The organism is Proteiniphilum sp. X52, from assembly GCF_003712195.1.
Classification (GTDB): Bacteria; Bacteroidota; Bacteroidia; order Bacteroidales; family Dysgonomonadaceae; genus Proteiniphilum.
In genome coordinates this window covers 16,815-32,073 of the sequence record NZ_RDSD01000008.1, presented here as the reverse complement: position 1 = coordinate 32,073, position 15,259 = coordinate 16,815, and the positions used below count along the sequence as shown (strand labels likewise).

The following is a 15,259-nucleotide window of genomic DNA, read 5'->3' as shown; positions in this document are numbered from 1 at the left end:
CCGGTCGCGTTTCAATAAAGGAAAAAACCATTTGGACAACAAAGCAACCGACCGGAACAAACAAGGAAAAAATCAATGACACGTAAATAAAAAGACAATGAAACGTATTAATTTATTATTGACAGGGGTTGTGTTGTGCATGGGCATGTCGGCGCAACAGAAGACCGACACAAATGTGTTTGGCGATGTGAAATCGAAAGGAGAACACCTTCCTTACGCGTCGGTAAGGGTTGTGGGAACAAACCTGGGCACGGCCACCGACGAGAGCGGCCATTATATGCTGACCAACGTGCCGGAAGGGAAAGTCGAGGTTGAAGTTCATTCCATCGGTTACAACAAGGAAAAGAAAACGGTTTATCTGAAAAAAGGGGAAACGATCGAACTTAATTTTGAAGTGGAAGAATCCTCCCTGTCCTTAAACGAGTTTGTTGTAACCGGCACCAAAACAGCGAAGAGAAAAACAGAATCCCCCGTTATCGTGGGCGTCATTGACGGCGGCATTTTGGGAAAGATACAAGCCAACACGCTGTCCGAAGGGCTTTCCTTTTCAACCGGATTGCGGGTGGAAACCGATTGCCAGACATGCAATTACTCCCAACTCCGGATGAACGGGCTCGGTGGCTCCTATTCCCAGATATTGATAAACGGCCGTCCCGTATTCAGTTCGGTGATGAGCCTGTACGGATTGGACCAGATACCCGCAAACATGATTGACCGCATAGAGATTGTACGCGGAGGCGGTTCGGCCCTGTACGGCTCTTCCGCTATCGGGGGCACTGTCAATATCATCACAAGGATTCCTTTCAACAACTCTTACGAAGTTTCCGTCAACAATGCCATAATCGGTGGAAAAACCAACGACAACCAGATCAGTGTAAATACCAATATCGTGTCCAGACAACGAAACGCGGGAATCGCGCTTTTTGCCAATCGCCGCGAACGGGGGTATTATGACGCGAACGGGGACAATTTCTCGGAATTTCCGCTCCTTAAAACAAACACCTTCGGATTGACCTCTTTCTTGAAACCGGCCGCAAATCAGAAAATAGAGTTCAACCTGAACAGCATCTACGAATTCCGGTATGGGGGGGAGATGGTGGATAAACCCGCCCACCTTGCCCTGCAATCCGAAGAGCGCATGCACAATGTGATCACCGGGGGGCTCGATTACGCGCTGAATTTTAACGACAACAGAAGTGCCTTCATCGCCTATGTGTCCGTCCAAAACACCAATCGCAAGCATTACACCGGGATTGTCCCGGACGAAACGGATGCCGAAGCTTACGAAAACCATTTTCTGAACCCGCCTTACGGGGACACCCGCAATACAACGTGGCAGGGAGGCGTGCAGATAAACCACAAACTGGAAGATTTCCTTTCGGGAACCAACCTGCTGACTGCCGGGGCAGAATATTTGTACGATGACATCCTGGATGAAATTCCGTCCTATTCGTATATCACCGACCAGACCGCGAAGAACATGGGTCTGTTCCTGCAGAGCGACTGGGATGTGTTCAAGGGTTTCAACCTTTTGCTGGGCGCGCGCGCCGACAAGCACAGCATGGTGGACAAAATCATCGTCAACCCGCGTGTTTCGGCCTTGTACCGGTTAGGGAAAAACACGCAGTTCCGCGCCTCCTGGGCCACAGGCTTCCGCGCGCCGCAGGCTTTCGATACCGACATGCACATTGCTTTTGCCGGGGGAGGGGTTTCCCGCATCAGGCTGGCGGAGAATCTGGAAGCCGAGCGTTCAAACAGTTACAGCGCATCGGTTAATTACGATAAAGCTACGGAAAGACACATCTGGGGATTTACCTTTGAGGGTTTCTATACCAAACTGGACAAAGCCTTCGCCCTGGAGCAGGTCGGCTCCGATAATTTCGGCGATATTTTTGAGAAAATCAATTCAACCGGTTCGGCCGTACAGGGGCTTACATGGGAGCTGAGAGGGAATTACGACGGGAAAATTCAACTGGAAACCGGATTTACCTTGCAAAAGAGCGGATATGACGATCCCATAGCCAACTCGGAAGACCTCGAGGCAAGGAAAGAATACCTCCGGACTCCCGACCGCTATGGATATTATACATTGACATTTTCTCCCAACAAAAAGTTCAACGCGTCAATAAGCGGGGTATATACCGGATCCATGCTCATCATGCACGCCGGTGGCGCGCCCGAGAATCCGGAAGACCGCTATGTCGATACCCGGTCGTTTTTTGACAACAATATCAAGCTCTCTTATCTTTTTGGGATGGAAAAGCTGAATACCGGACTGGAACTATTCGGGGGAGTGAAAAATATCTTCAACACGTATCAGTCCGATTTTGACAGCGGCAAAAACAGGGACAGCAACTACATCTATGGGCCGGCTTTACCCCGCAGCATTTTCTTCGGGATTAAAATCAAATCCATCTGAGAATTGGCGGCGTATTGAATATCGAGTTTCAGATTTTCACAACGTCACATCCACCCGTACCCTGCCCAGTGAAAAAAAAAGACGGGGCCTGTCACATCGACAGGTATTCGTTTGCGTTTCTGCTGGAGATAGGCCTCTTCGAACGACCAGACGGCTTCTCCGCGGTACTTGAGCTGCCGGTCCTTAAAACCGTAGGCCAGGTATCCTTTCACAAAAAAAAGGGGACTCAGGCGCGAATTGGATGCTGCTCCCGCCCGCAGGCGGACGCCTTCGACGGGGTTACAGGATACGGTCCAGGAACCACCGGTCGTGCGAGATCACCACGGCACATCCGGCAAAGTTTTCCAGCCCCTCTTCCAGCGCGCACAAAGTGTTCACGTCGATATCGTTGGTCGGCTCGTCGAGCAACAATAGGTTGGCAACGGCTTTGAGCGTCAGCGCCAGATGGAGACGGTTCCGCTCACCGCCCGACAGCACGCCGCAGAGTTTTTCCTGGTCGGCGCCGGAGAAGTTAAAACGGGAAAGATAGGCACGGGCATTGATCTCTTTTCCGCCTACACGTACGAATTCCGAACCGCCGGACACTACCTGGTAAACCGTTTTTTCCGGGTCGATGGCTTCGTGCGCCTGATCCACATAAGCCGTTACCACGGTCTCACCCACTTCGAATTTTCCCGCGTCGGGCGTCTCTATTCCCTGAATCAGCCTGAAGAGAGTCGTTTTTCCGGCACCGTTGGGGCCAATTACCCCGACAATACCGTTGGGCGGAAGCATGAAGTTGAGGTTGTCGAACAGCAGCTTGTCGCCAAAGGCTTTCTTCACGTTCACCGCTTCAATCACCTTGTTTCCCAGCCGGGGGCCGTTGGGAATAAAAATCTCCAGTTTCTCCTCACGCGCTTTCTGATCCTCATTCAACAGCCGCTCGTAGGAGTTCAGACGCGCTTTTCCTTTCGCCTGGCGCGCCTTGGGCGCCAGGTTGATCCATTCCAGCTCCCGTTCCAGGGTTTTGCGACGCTTGCTCACCTGCTTCTCTTCCTGCTCCATCCGCTTGGTCTTCTGTTCAAGCCATGAGGTATAATTTCCCTTCCAGGGGATTCCTTCGCCGCGGTCGAGTTCGAGGATCCAGCCGGCCACATGATCGAGGAAGTAGCGGTCGTGGGTGATGCAGATCACCTTCCCTTGTACTGCTGCAAATGCTGTTCCAGCCAGTCGATCGACTCGGCATCGATTTCAGGATATAAAGCAGTCGCGCAAACTCCAACGAGTAGGTTCGCAACGTATTTTCGCTGTATCCTTTCAACTTGAGCTGCTCCTGAAAACGCTTAAATGCCGATATGTTTACGATGTGTATTTTGTTTAACACCTCTTTTCCTACAATAACCGGTTCAATGCCGAACAATTGCCTATGATGACGATTATCGGTTACATACCATGCCTTTCGTGATGCAGACCAACGCGCTTTGGTTTGCGAACGCAAATAAGTAATCAATTCCTGGTTTCGCTCAAAACGAATCCAGATAACTCTTTCCCCGTTATGCTCGCCCGGTTGAAACTGAAACCGCTTGTCTGTAAAACTCATAATGCGTATTCTTAATACGTTAATAGTAGTTACTTTTAAATGTGAATATAAACATATAACACCATACACGCAACAATCAATACCCCTGTAAAGTTCTTATAAATAGTTATTTTACTTGAATTGTAAAAAAATATTATTTATTCTATTCGGGAATAAATAAAGTTGCGTATATTTGTGCGATGTGCAAAATCCACTTCGCTCCTTTTGCACATCGGGCGGGAGCTGCGCAGATTGAATATCTTGGTATTTGGGAAACGGTTTACAATCCTAATTTTAATTATGGCGAATTCGCCATAATTAAAAGTCAAGCAGGGCTAAATAGCTATAAAATAAGCGTAAAAGAATGGGTCGAAAAGACAAATGCAATTGGATTGAAAGCTACCGCAGGGCGATATGGTGGAACTTACGCTCATCCCGACCAGGAAACAATGGCAAAGTTTCAACAAAACAAATTTGATGTGTCTGATGAGTCATTAAATTTGTTTGGAAAAGACGGTTGGGAATTGGTCGGTATTTACGAAAAAACCGAAACAGTACACCCAAATTATGGTAATGATGAGTATGTTACGGGCTTACAACCTAATGTTAGAACAGCCGAAATAAACTTTGTTTTTAACGCCATTACAAGGTACTGTTGAACAAATTCGTTTTAATTACGGATACCAAGCCAAAATTAACAGCGATAGTAAGTATTATGAGAAACATAGATGTATCGAAACAGACCCGCTTTCTGCTCCAAGAATTGGGTATTGGGAAGTAAGTTATTCTGATAGAGATAAATTTGCAGGTAAAAATGTTTCTACATTTTTACGCGATTACAATCTGTACATTGAAGTTACAAACATTCGTAAAGATGGAGTAAATATAAGCAAAGACGATTTTAATATTCCAAAATCAGTTTCCGATTATTTTGACTATGGCGAAGATGTTGATTTTATGCGTGATTATTACAAAGATGATGTTATTAAAGAGCTAATCAATACTGATTATGTTGGAAAATGGGAATATTCCAGTAAAAAAGCCGATGAGGTAAGAGAAAAGAAAGATAAACTTTGTTTTGATTTTCTGAAAGAGCTATAAAGCCTTATTTTTGTATTTTACAGAACACAAAAAACAGGTATTTTTGTATTTTATAAAATACATTTCGTATCTTTGCAGAAAATTTCAGAGATATGAAACAGTTATTTTTGGCGTTTTATCGCAAACTGGAAGAAACAGATATGCGTTTTGAACGCTATCTTAAAAGTCAAATAGATTGGAACAACCGTTTGACAGCCATAACAGGCGCACGCGGAACGGGAAAAACCACTATGCTTTTACAGCACATAAAAGAGCTGTACGGCAATAATCCCGAAGATGTGTTGTTTGTAAGTTTAGACAATATTTATTTCAGTACCAATAAGTTGTATTCGCTTGCAGATGATTTTTATTCGCTTGGCGGAAAGGAACTGTATCTTGACGAAGTGCATAAATATCCTACTTGGGCGCAGGAAATCAAAAACATTTACGACGATTTCCCGAAACTGAAAATGGTTTTTACAGGTTCGTCAATGTTGCAAATTTTCAAGGCAGATGCCGATTTGAGCCGTCGTGTGAGGCATTTCCAGTTGTTTGGCTTGTCGTTTAGGGAGTTTTTAATTTTCGAAGGATTACTCCGAAAGTCGCAAACGCCATTTTTGCTCGAAGAAATTCTTGAAAATCACGTTTCAATTGCCCAAAAACTAATAAGAGAAATTACGCCATTGCCCGCTTTTCAGAAATACCTTCAATACGGATATTACCCTTATTATCAAGAAGATATTGCGGGTTACGGCGAACGTGTTTTACAAACGTTCAATACCGTAATGGAAAGTGATTTGCCAAACGTAGAAAACATTGATTTTTACTCAATTAACCGAATAAAAAAGTTGTTTTACATCCTTTCGGAAATGGTTCCTTTTACGCCTAACATTTCACAATTAAGCCAAATGGTTGATGTAACCCGAACAAGTTTAATGAATTATTTGCAACTTCTCGAAAAATCTCACAGCGTCTTGTTGCTCAGACAGAAAGCGACAGGAATACGACAAATGGTTAAACCCGAAAAGATTTACTTGCAAAACACCAATTACAGTTATGCTCTTTCGGCAGAAAATCCAGAAATCGGCAACTTGCGTGAAACTTTCTTCTTTAATCAACTACAACAGAATCACAAAGTTACGTATACGAAACAAACAGATTTTTGTGTTGACGGAAAATATTATTTTGAAATCGGTGGTAAAAACAAAACCACAAAGCAGATCAAAGAGTTAGACAATGCTTTTCTTGCCCTTGACGGCTTAACAACAGGTTTCCGCAATGAAATTCCGCTTTGGATATTTGGATTTTTGTATTAATAATTGTATTGTAGAAAACACAAGAATAACAGAAAAAACGATAGACAAAAAGACAAACTACGGCAACTTTCACCCCAAGATCCTGGCGTTGCTTCGTGACCAGGAGATGGAGTGCGGGCGTCTGGCCGGCAGTCTTTACCGCAGGGGTCTGACACAGAGTCAGGTTGGTGGGATCTTTGGAGAGATTTACGGGGAGCACTATGGCAAGGCCGGCATCCCGCGCATGATCGATTACCCGCGCTCCGATGTCGGGAGATGGTTAAACCGCCCGCCGGAGAGTTATTAACCGATTGTTTTCGTGGATGCCATTCATGTCGAGCATCAAAAAAATGGGTGGGGAAATCGGCTACAAGTATTACTTCACCTATTTGCAGTACCATCACGCAATCCAGTCAATGATCCACACCACAAACTGGATAGAGCGGCTGAACAAGGATTTCCGCCGGGTGCTGAGGATGCGTGGCGCCATGCCCAATGAAGACTCTGTTTTGGTGCTCATGGGAAAAGTGGCGATGGACAAGGACGCGTATGACAGGGAGTTACCCGGTATAGACAAGGATAAGTCATTGTTCCCCTGGGAGCAGTAGATGTTTTTCCCTAATCCTTGACAAAGGTCTTTAATTCCTCTTACCTTGCACAAGGACAAGCAAGTTACAGGCCACGCCGGTAATCCTTGTGCAAGTATCGGAATTAAAAAATACTGATCAAGGATTGGTTGAAAAAGAAAAAATGAATAATTTTGTTTCAAGACTGATAAAGAAACTAGACTGGAGACACACTCAATGTAACACTACCGTGTTTCCTCCGAAATCATACTATTTCGTCGCCCAATAACAAGCTAATTGTAACACCCATAATATTTGAAATGAAAAGTGCCGGGAAAATAGACTTAAGAGACCAAAGGTTAAAAGCTATCATGAATTGGTCGGAAAAGAACAATGATGTGAGAGTAGTTTTGCTAACCAGTTCCCTGGTGAATCCCTTGGCGCCTGTTGATGAATTTAGCGACATAGATATTGAAATCATTTTTGAAGACAATGCAGAATATATTTTAGACAATTGCTGGACGCATTTTTTCGGCAATCCTATCGCAATGGTCGAAGAAGATGAGACTTGCTTCGATCATAAACACGCGATGAAAATGGTTTTGTATGATGATTATGGAAAAGTTGATTTCAAATTATATAGTAAACCCAATTTTATAAAGGAGGTAAATCGGAGTGAGCTTGACAAGGATTGGGATATTGGTTATAAAATATTGATTGATAAAGAAGGGTTGACACAGGGCATGAAGCAGCCCACCTATCAGGTCTCCATTATTAAAAAGCCAGGGGAAGCGAAATTCAGACAGGTTTTGAATGATTTCTGGTGGGATACAACTTATGTGGCCAAATGCCTTGTAAGGGATGAAATATTTTTTGCAAAATTCATGTCTGAAAACAATATCAGAACCGACTACCTCATCCCTTTGATTGAATGGTATATTGCCAGTCAACACAATTGGGATATCACGACCAATAAGTATGGAAGGCTTTTTAAAAAACACTTGACTGCCACCATGTGGAAAAAAGTAGAACAAACATTTTCAGGGGGAAGCATTGCGGATAATTGGAACGCGCTGTTCGCAATGGCAGACCTGGTAGGCGAAATTGGAAATGAGTTGTCAAAAATGCTGGATTATGAGTATCCTGCGAAACTGGAAACGGATATCAGAAAGTATTTGAATGACCTAAAAGCTAAATGTCTATTGTAGGTAATTATTGAGATTTTATTCATTTTTCTTGCATATTAAGCTTTCCAGCCGATAACCATCTCCACGAACTGTGGGTTACGGTGATCGACTATCAGCGGTTGACGGGTGTCGATGGCGGACAAGGTGGCCATATCTTCGTCGGAAAGCTCGAAGTCGAAGATACTGAAATTCTGCGCCATCCGGTTCTTGTTCACGCTTTTCGGAATGAGGATAATCCCTCTTTGGGCGAGAAACCGTAAAGCTACCTGTGCTACCGATTTTCCATATTTCTCACCAATGGCTTTCAGGGTCGGATGGTTGAAAAAATCGTTTTTTCCTTCGGCGAGCGGCCCCCACGACATGAGTTTCGTGTCGTATTTTTTCATGATTTCCTGCAACTCGGCTTGTTGGGTGAAAATGTGTGTTTCCACCTGATTGACGGCAGGTTTGATGGTTACAAAGTGCGCCAAATCCAGATAGCGGTCGGTGCCGAAGTTGCTGATGCCGATAGCGCGCAGTTTCCCCGCCTGATAAGCTTCTTCCATGGCGCGGTAAGTGCCGTAATAGTCGCCAAAGGGCTGGTGAATGAGCAGCAGGTCGATATAATCGGTTTGCAGTTTGCGTAACGACGTGTCAATAGAGGCTTTGGCCTTTTCGTATCCTGCGTTGGAGATCCACACTTTGGTGGTGATAAAAAACTCCTTGCGGTCAATACCGCTTTTTCTAACGGCATTGCCCACACCTTCTTCATTCGCATAAGCCTGGGCTGTGTCTATGGAACGATAACCCACGCTGATGGCATCGGTCACACATCTCTCACACTCGTCCGGTGATACCTGGAATACCCCGTATCCCAATTGCGGCATTTCAACGCCGTTGTTCAATGTAATGGCTTGCATATGGTTCGTCATTTTATACGTTAATATTCCCATTCTTATTCGACTTCACTCGCTACCCATTCACGAATGGCTTGTTCGGTTGCATGGGTCAGCAATTTGCCGGTTCTCCACTTTATTTCCGGATACGTTTTTTTCAACTCGGCCACACTATGGTCGATAGCGCTGCTGCCCGAGGTGGCAAAGGGGATAACGGTCTTGCCTTTCAGGTTATGACTTTCGATAAATGTATTGACGATTCTGGGAGCGACATCCCACCAGATAGGATAACCGATGAAAATGATGGCATAGTCGTCAATGTTTTCTTTTTTCCCTTGAATCGCGGGACGCGACGCGGGATCACCCATTTCCCGCGAACTGCGCGACTCTTCGTCACGCCAATTGAGGTCGGCGCTTGTGTAGGGCGTTTGGGGCACAATCTCATAGCGTTCGCCGCCCGTCACATGAGCCAACTTTTGGGCCGCCTCCGCCGTGGTTCCCGTTGCGGAAAAAAAGACGATCAATGCGTTGGACAAGATGGTGTTCCGTTTGTCGTTCTCTTGCGCGTAAGCGCTTCCGGCAAGTAAAATGATACCTGTCACGGCTAAAAAAATTCGTTTCATATCGTTTAATGAATTTAGAAACTGTTTTGAATTTTACGAGTAATTATTTCACGCTTATTTTTCCACTCTTTCATATTGTTTTTTGCCCTTTTTCGCGCCTGTGAACTTTCATTTCTTTTAAGTGGCCCGCCACATTTCAAAAAAAGAAAATCCAAATCCATCAAAAAATGGCTAAAAAAATCAATGTGGTCGAGATTGAGGCCCAATCCAAACTGCGGCATTTCGATGCCGTTATACAAAGTGATATAAGGCACAGTCGGTGCCGTTTGTGGGTAAGCTGCCCATCCCAGAAAAACGAAGGAAGCAGCCATAATGATTTTTTTTAGCATATTCCTTCTGTTTTTTTGCTTACGGATTTGAACCTTTTCATCGCTACAAAAGTAGGCTGAAAAACATGTCATGCAAATAGACAAATTACGGTTTCTCATACCATTTTTACGGATGGAAAAACAAGGATACACGAATTACGGTTTTTTATACCATAATTACCGATAATACGCTCTTCCTTGCCGAAATACGATAGAAAGTCGTTACTTTTGCAAAACGTTTCATTGAATCGAAGGCAACATGAGTACTATCCTGAATTTCGACACGATACACGAATACAACACTTTTCTGGGAGTAGAGACATTTCATCCTTTCATCAGTTCGATTGATTTCTCAAAAGTGACCCGGGAGTTCAAACATGCACGCAAAAGATATGGCTTCTACATGATTTTCCTGAAACAAGTGAAATGCGGCGACCTGATATATGGACGCCATACATACGATTATCAAGAGGGAACGCTGGTATTCATAGGTCCCGGTCAAGTGGCGGGAAAAGACGATACGGGAGAAGTCTTCCGCATGAAGGGATGGGGACTTTGTTTTCACCCGGATTTGTTGAGAGGTACCGCCTTGGGACAAAAGATGAAAGACTACTCCTTCTTTTCTTACGAATCGAACGAATCCCTGCACATGTCGGAGCGCGAGAAAGCGACCATTATCCATTGTTTTCAGGAAATCAAGGATGAATTGGAACATTCGATCGACAAGCACAGCAAATCAATCGTCATCGCGAATCTGGAGGTTTTTCTCAATCACTGCACCCGTTTCTACGACCGCCAATTCATTACACGGGAAAACATCAATAAAGACATCTTGTCGCGTTTTGAAACGGAACTCCACCTTTATTTCGAGTCGGATAAACCTCAAACCATAGGATTACCCTCCGTCCAGTATTTTGCGGACAGGGCGCATTTGTCTGCCAATTACTTTGGGGATTTGATCAAGAAAGAAACCGGGAAGTCGGCACAAGAATACGTGCAATTGAATATTATCGACCGGGCAAAAGAGCTGTTGCATAGCCCCGATAAATCCATCAATGAAATTGCCTATGAATTGGGGTTTAAATATCCGCATCATTTCAGTCGGCTTTTTAAAAAGAAAGTAGGGGTAAGTCCGAACCAATATCGATTGAAGAATTAAAGAACATTCCTATTACTACGAAGAAAACGAATATAAAAAATTCAACCCCATATGCCATTGATATTTATAATTTTATTTTTACCTTTGCAGCCCGAAACAGAGAGGAGGTTATTGTACAGGAGAAATCAGGAAAAGAAGGAATAAAAAACAGTTATCTTTCAGGCTGGGGGCTAAAGCAGCGATAACAGGCCTGCCTATGCATTCATTATCACAATAATCTCTCACAAGGAAATAATTAAACAGACAATAAAAACATGATCATTGTACAATTAAAAGAGGGCGAAAATATAGAAAGAGCCCTGAAGAAATTCAAACGCAAATACGAAAAAACCGGTGTTGTAAAAGAACTGCGTAGCCGTCAGGCATTCATCAAACCTTCGGTGCAGAAACGCAAACGCAAACAACACGCCGTTTACGTGCAGCAAATGCAACAAAACGAAGAATAACGCGTTTAACGTAACGGGAATATTCATCCCTCCGGGTTTTAAAGATTATTATAATCGGATGAGGTGCGGGCGCCGAAAGTGTTGTTCACTGATGCTGTTATCTTTTAAGGATTATTATAACCGGATTGGGGTCGGATTTCAAAAAATTTTCTTTACTTTCGTAAGTTCATCGACGGGCCAACGAAATGTGGAAAGAAAAATTCATACAATATCTCCGTGTTGAGAAGAACTATTCTTCCCACACGGAGATTTCTTATTTTGATGACCTTACTCAATTTGAGGAATTCATTGCTGCGGGGAACAACACATTCGATCCCGCGCGCATCGACGGCGACGACATCCGCGCATGGATGAGCCACCTGATGGAACAGGGAATAAAGCCCCGTTCAGTGAACCGAAAACTCAGTGCGGTAAAGTCGTTCTTCCGATACCTGAAGAAAAAAGGGGTGATCGCGCGAAATCCCGCGGAATCAGTCACCGGCCCAAAAGCGGCTAAAAAACTCCCCTCATTTGTAAATGACCCGGAGATGACAAAAGTGATCGATGATCCGCTGGAATATTCCGACGATTTCCGGGGACACCGGGATCGGTTCCTGATCGAACTGCTTTACCTTACCGGCATGCGTCGCGCGGAACTGATCGCCCTGAAAGACACCGACATCGACTTCGGAGCCTGCGCGCTCCGGGTAACGGGGAAACGCAACAAACAACGCATCATCCCTTTCTCCGACGCGACAAAAGAAAAGCTCAAAGAATACATCGCTATCCGGGACGCAGAGATAGAAAACAAATCCCCTTTTCTGTTTGTTAAGGAGGATGGAAAGCCCCTATACCCTAAACTTGTTTATAATGTCATACACAACCATCTCAACCGCATCCCCACCCTGGCAAAAAAAAGCCCGCATGTGCTGCGCCATTCTTTTGCCACCGAGATGCTGAACAACGGGGCCGAGATCAATGCGGTAAAAGAATTGCTGGGCCATTCCAGCCTGGCATCCACGGAGGTCTATACACATGTTACTTTTGAGGAATTGAAAAAAGCATATCAATACGCTCATCCCAGAGCAAAAAAATGAAGGAGGAAAAGTATGGAACTGACAATTCAATCTGTAAATTTTGACGCGACCGACCAACTGAAAGCGTTTGTGGAAAAAAAGATCAAAAAACTGGAACGATTCTCCGACGACATCATCCTGGCGGAAGTGATCCTGAAAGTGGTCAAACCGGAAACTGCAAAGAATAAAGACGCAGCCGTGAAATTGAAACTCCGCCATAGTGAGGCGTTTGCCAACAAAACGGCTGACACCTTCGAAGAAGCCATTGACCTGTGTGTTGTGGCGATCGAAAAACAGATTTTTAAAACCAAAGAAAAAAAGGAGAGATAGCGCCAAAAAATTCAGACAAAAGTTTTGGCATCAAAAAAAATATCACTACCTTTGCGACCGTTTCTCTCTTAAAATCTGGAGAGAAGCGGTTAAATTCAAGACTATAAGCCTCTTTAGCTCAGTTGGCCAGAGCACGTGATTTGTAATCTCGGGGTCGTTGGTTCGAATCCGACAAGAGGCTCAAAAGGTAAAGAAAGAAATGCACAAGGGCAGTTACCAGAGTGGCCAAATGGGGCTGACTGTAACTCAGCTGGCTTACGCCTTCGGTGGTTCGAATCCATCACTGCCCACCCGAGTTTGATGTGATGATGCGGCACTTGGATGATGAGTCGATTTAATCGGCAAATCCGCGCATCGGCCAATCATCAAATCGATGTTGCGGAAGTAGCTCAGTTGATAGAGCATTAGCCTTCCAAGCTGAGGGTCGCGGGTTTGAGTCCCGTCTTCCGCTCTTAAAGAAAGAGAGCACAATCTGGTTCGCGGCAAATTACCGGCCTCACTGGAAAGTCCCGTCCCGTGGCTCTGAAGCGTGCAAGAACCTCCAGTCGGGAGGGAATCCCGATACTTATCGGGGAATTACGCTCTTTCCGCCTATGTAGCTCAGTGGTAGAGCACTTCCTTGGTAAGGAAGAGGTCGCGGGTTCAATTCCCGCCATCGGCTCAAACAGATAGATCAACGGATTTCAAGAAAAGGCTTATTGTCCTGTCTCTTGCGTTTTACTGTTTATTATAATGCATATATAATTTATTTAAACTAATTAATAGTATATTTTATGGCAAAAGAACATTTTTCCCGGACGAAACCGCATGTGAACATCGGTACAATCGGCCACGTTGACCACGGTAAAACCACTTTGACGGCTGCTATCACAACCGTTTTAGCGAAAAAAGGTTTCTCTGAAGTACGTTCGTTCGATTCCATCGACAACGCTCCCGAAGAAAAGGAAAGAGGTATCACCATTAATACTTCTCACGTTGAATATGAAACTGCAAACCGTCACTATGCACACGTTGACTGCCCCGGCCACGCCGACTATGTGAAGAACATGGTTACCGGTGCTGCCCAGATGGACGGTGCCATCATCGTAGTTGCCGCGACCGACGGTCCGATGCCCCAGACACGCGAACACATTCTTTTGGCACGTCAGGTAAACGTTCCCAAGCTGGTTGTCTTCATGAACAAAGTGGACTTGGTAGACGACGAGGAAATGTTGGAACTGGTTGAAATGGAAGTAAGAGAACTTCTTTCATTCTATAATTTCGATGGTGACAACACGCCTGTCATTCAGGGGTCGGCTCTTGGTGGATTGAATGGAGATCCCAAATGGGAAGAAAAGATCATAGAGCTGATGGATGCCGTTGACTCATGGATCCCGCTGCCTCCGCGCGACATAGACAAGCCGTTCCTTATGCCGATAGAAGACGTATTCTCGATCACGGGTCGTGGCACAGTTGCCACAGGCCGTATTGAGACAGGTATCATCAAAACAGGAGAAGAAGTACAGATCATCGGTCTCGGCGCGGAAGGCAAGAAGTCAGTCGTTACCGGAGTGGAAATGTTCCGTAAGATCCTTGACGAAGGGCAGGCCGGTGACAACGTGGGTCTGTTGCTCCGTGGTATCGACAAAGACGAAATCAAACGCGGTATGGTGATCTCTCACCCGGGCAAAGTGAAACCTCACTCTAAATTCAAAGCCGAGGTGTATATCCTGAAGAAAGAAGAAGGCGGTCGCCACACTCCTTTCCATAACAAATACCGTCCCCAGTTCTACATCCGCACACTCGACGTAACCGGAGAGATCCAGTTGCCCGAAGGAGTGGAGATGGTAATGCCCGGTGACAACGTAACCATTGAGGTAGACCTGATCTATCCGGTGGCATGCCACGTGGGTCTCCGTTTCGCTATCCGCGAAGGTGGCCGCACAGTAGGTGCCGGTCAGATCACCGAGTTAATCGACTAAAGCAACCCTCTCCTATCCTTTTCGCAGGAAAAGATAGGGAAGTAACATAAAAACCCTGCCTGCAATGCACCTTCCTGTCCGGTTGGGAATAGGCGGGGTTTATACACGGGTCTAGCTCAGTTGGTAGAGCACTGGTCTCCAAAACCAGGTGTCGGGAGTTCGAGTCTCTCGACCCGTGCAAAAAAACTATCCGAATTAAATGAAAAAAATAGTTGCATATCTCAGTGATTCCTACAATGAATTGGTTCATAAGGTATCCTGGCCATCCAGAGAAGAACTCTCCGGCAGCACGGTAATTGTATTGATTGCTTCCCTTATAATCGCCGTGATAGTGTTCGGGATGGACTCTCTGTTTGAGCGGATATTAAAGCTTCTCTATGGTATTTTATAAAATCTG

General features: G+C 45.0%; 16 protein-coding genes, 5 tRNA genes and 2 pseudogenes. 18 read left to right on the top strand and 5 right to left on the bottom strand.

Annotated elements, in window-relative coordinates:
- Positions 1 to 97 precede the first annotated feature (97 nt).
- Entirely contained in the window at positions 98 to 2,419 is a 2,322-nt protein-coding gene (locus D7D25_RS08135) for a TonB-dependent receptor (protein ID WP_122968473.1), read from the top strand.
- Positions 2,420 to 2,463: 44 nt separating this feature from the next.
- On the opposite strand, the gene D7D25_RS17985 is transcribed toward D7D25_RS08135, so the two are convergent.
- Both D7D25_RS17985 and D7D25_RS08130 read right to left on the bottom strand, forming a co-directional pair.
- On the bottom strand, positions 2,464 to 2,631 hold the full coding sequence (locus D7D25_RS17985) for a hypothetical protein (RefSeq protein ID WP_158602577.1): 168 nt from the start codon (positions 2,629 to 2,631) through the stop codon (positions 2,464 to 2,466).
- A gap of 73 nt (positions 2,632 to 2,704) precedes the next feature.
- Positions 2,705 to 3,648 (bottom strand): annotated as a pseudogene (locus D7D25_RS08130) (ATP-binding cassette domain-containing protein); the annotation flags it as partial.
- A gap of 580 nt (positions 3,649 to 4,228) precedes the next feature.
- On the opposite strand from D7D25_RS08130, the pseudogene D7D25_RS18495 reads away from it, so the two are divergent.
- The 6 genes and pseudogenes from D7D25_RS18495 to D7D25_RS08105 form a co-directional block, all read left to right on the top strand.
- Positions 4,229 to 4,417: pseudogene (locus tag D7D25_RS18495) on the top strand (KilA-N domain-containing protein); the annotation flags it as partial.
- A gap of 187 nt (positions 4,418 to 4,604) precedes the next feature.
- Positions 4,605 to 5,078: a hypothetical protein gene (locus tag D7D25_RS08120; protein ID WP_122968472.1), complete on the top strand. Its 474-nt coding sequence runs from the start codon at positions 4,605 to 4,607 to the stop codon at positions 5,076 to 5,078.
- 92 nt (positions 5,079 to 5,170) lie between these two features.
- Positions 5,171 to 6,373: an ATP-binding protein gene (locus tag D7D25_RS08115; protein WP_122968471.1), complete on the top strand. Its 1,203-nt coding sequence runs from the start codon at positions 5,171 to 5,173 to the stop codon at positions 6,371 to 6,373.
- A complete protein-coding gene (locus D7D25_RS18270) occupies positions 6,336 to 6,659 on the top strand; it encodes a transposase (protein WP_221407981.1) in 324 nt (107 codons plus the stop codon). The genes D7D25_RS08115 and D7D25_RS18270 overlap by 38 nt, the downstream gene beginning before the upstream one ends.
- Before the next feature lie 43 nt (positions 6,660 to 6,702).
- Positions 6,703 to 6,960 carry a transposase gene (locus tag D7D25_RS18265; RefSeq protein ID WP_221407980.1) on the top strand — a complete coding sequence of 86 codons (258 nt, stop codon included), beginning with the start codon at positions 6,703 to 6,705 and terminating at the stop codon, positions 6,958 to 6,960.
- A 278-nt stretch (positions 6,961 to 7,238) separates the two neighbouring features.
- Entirely contained in the window at positions 7,239 to 8,126 is an 888-nt protein-coding gene (locus D7D25_RS08105; RefSeq protein WP_370453848.1) for an AadS family aminoglycoside 6-adenylyltransferase, read from the top strand.
- Between the two features lie 35 nt (positions 8,127 to 8,161).
- On the opposite strand, the gene D7D25_RS08100 is transcribed toward D7D25_RS08105, so the two are convergent.
- Genes D7D25_RS08100 through D7D25_RS08090 form a run of 3 tightly spaced genes read right to left on the bottom strand, consistent with a single transcriptional unit; the run spans position 8,162 to position 9,932 of the window.
- A complete protein-coding gene (locus D7D25_RS08100; protein ID WP_122968470.1) occupies positions 8,162 to 9,004 on the bottom strand; it encodes an aldo/keto reductase in 843 nt (280 codons plus the stop codon).
- 35 nt (positions 9,005 to 9,039) lie between these two features.
- The gene (locus tag D7D25_RS08095) at positions 9,040 to 9,603 is read right to left on the bottom strand and encodes a flavodoxin (protein ID WP_122968469.1); all 564 of its coding nucleotides are present in this window, start codon (positions 9,601 to 9,603) and stop codon (positions 9,040 to 9,042) included.
- Between the two features lie 14 nt (positions 9,604 to 9,617).
- A complete protein-coding gene (locus D7D25_RS08090) occupies positions 9,618 to 9,932 on the bottom strand; it encodes a hypothetical protein (protein ID WP_148038886.1) in 315 nt (104 codons plus the stop codon).
- Between the two features lie 238 nt (positions 9,933 to 10,170).
- Here D7D25_RS08090 and D7D25_RS08085 point away from each other — a divergent pair, with 238 nt between their 5' ends.
- The 11 genes from D7D25_RS08085 (at position 10,171) to secE (ending at position 15,253) form a co-directional block, all read left to right on the top strand.
- Positions 10,171 to 11,070: an AraC family transcriptional regulator gene (locus D7D25_RS08085; RefSeq protein ID WP_122968467.1), complete on the top strand. Its 900-nt coding sequence runs from the start codon at positions 10,171 to 10,173 to the stop codon at positions 11,068 to 11,070.
- Between the two features lie 254 nt (positions 11,071 to 11,324).
- A complete protein-coding gene (rpsU, locus tag D7D25_RS08080) occupies positions 11,325 to 11,516 on the top strand; it encodes a 30S ribosomal protein S21 (RefSeq protein ID WP_019538907.1) in 192 nt (63 codons plus the stop codon).
- Positions 11,517 to 11,701: 185 nt separating this feature from the next.
- Positions 11,702 to 12,592 carry a tyrosine recombinase XerC gene (gene xerC / locus D7D25_RS08075; protein WP_122968466.1) on the top strand — a complete coding sequence of 297 codons (891 nt, stop codon included), beginning with the start codon at positions 11,702 to 11,704 and terminating at the stop codon, positions 12,590 to 12,592.
- 12 nt (positions 12,593 to 12,604) lie between these two features.
- On the top strand, positions 12,605 to 12,901 hold the full coding sequence (gene hpf / locus D7D25_RS08070; protein WP_019538909.1) for a ribosome hibernation-promoting factor, HPF/YfiA family: 297 nt from the start codon (positions 12,605 to 12,607) through the stop codon (positions 12,899 to 12,901).
- A 107-nt stretch (positions 12,902 to 13,008) separates the two neighbouring features.
- Positions 13,009 to 13,082, top strand: a tRNA-Thr gene (locus D7D25_RS08065).
- Between the two features lie 26 nt (positions 13,083 to 13,108).
- Positions 13,109 to 13,191: transfer RNA gene (locus D7D25_RS08060), tRNA-Tyr, on the top strand.
- Positions 13,192 to 13,279: 88 nt separating this feature from the next.
- A tRNA-Gly gene (locus D7D25_RS08055) sits at positions 13,280 to 13,352 on the top strand.
- Positions 13,353 to 13,490: 138 nt separating this feature from the next.
- Positions 13,491 to 13,562, top strand: a tRNA-Thr gene (locus D7D25_RS08050).
- Between the two features lie 112 nt (positions 13,563 to 13,674).
- On the top strand, positions 13,675 to 14,862 hold the full coding sequence (gene tuf, locus D7D25_RS08045; RefSeq protein WP_122968465.1) for an elongation factor Tu: 1,188 nt from the start codon (positions 13,675 to 13,677) through the stop codon (positions 14,860 to 14,862).
- 105 nt (positions 14,863 to 14,967) lie between these two features.
- Positions 14,968 to 15,040, top strand: a tRNA-Trp gene (locus D7D25_RS08040).
- Between the two features lie 21 nt (positions 15,041 to 15,061).
- A complete protein-coding gene (gene secE, locus D7D25_RS08035) occupies positions 15,062 to 15,253 on the top strand; it encodes a preprotein translocase subunit SecE (protein WP_122968464.1) in 192 nt (63 codons plus the stop codon).
- Positions 15,254 to 15,259: the final 6 nt, after the last annotated feature.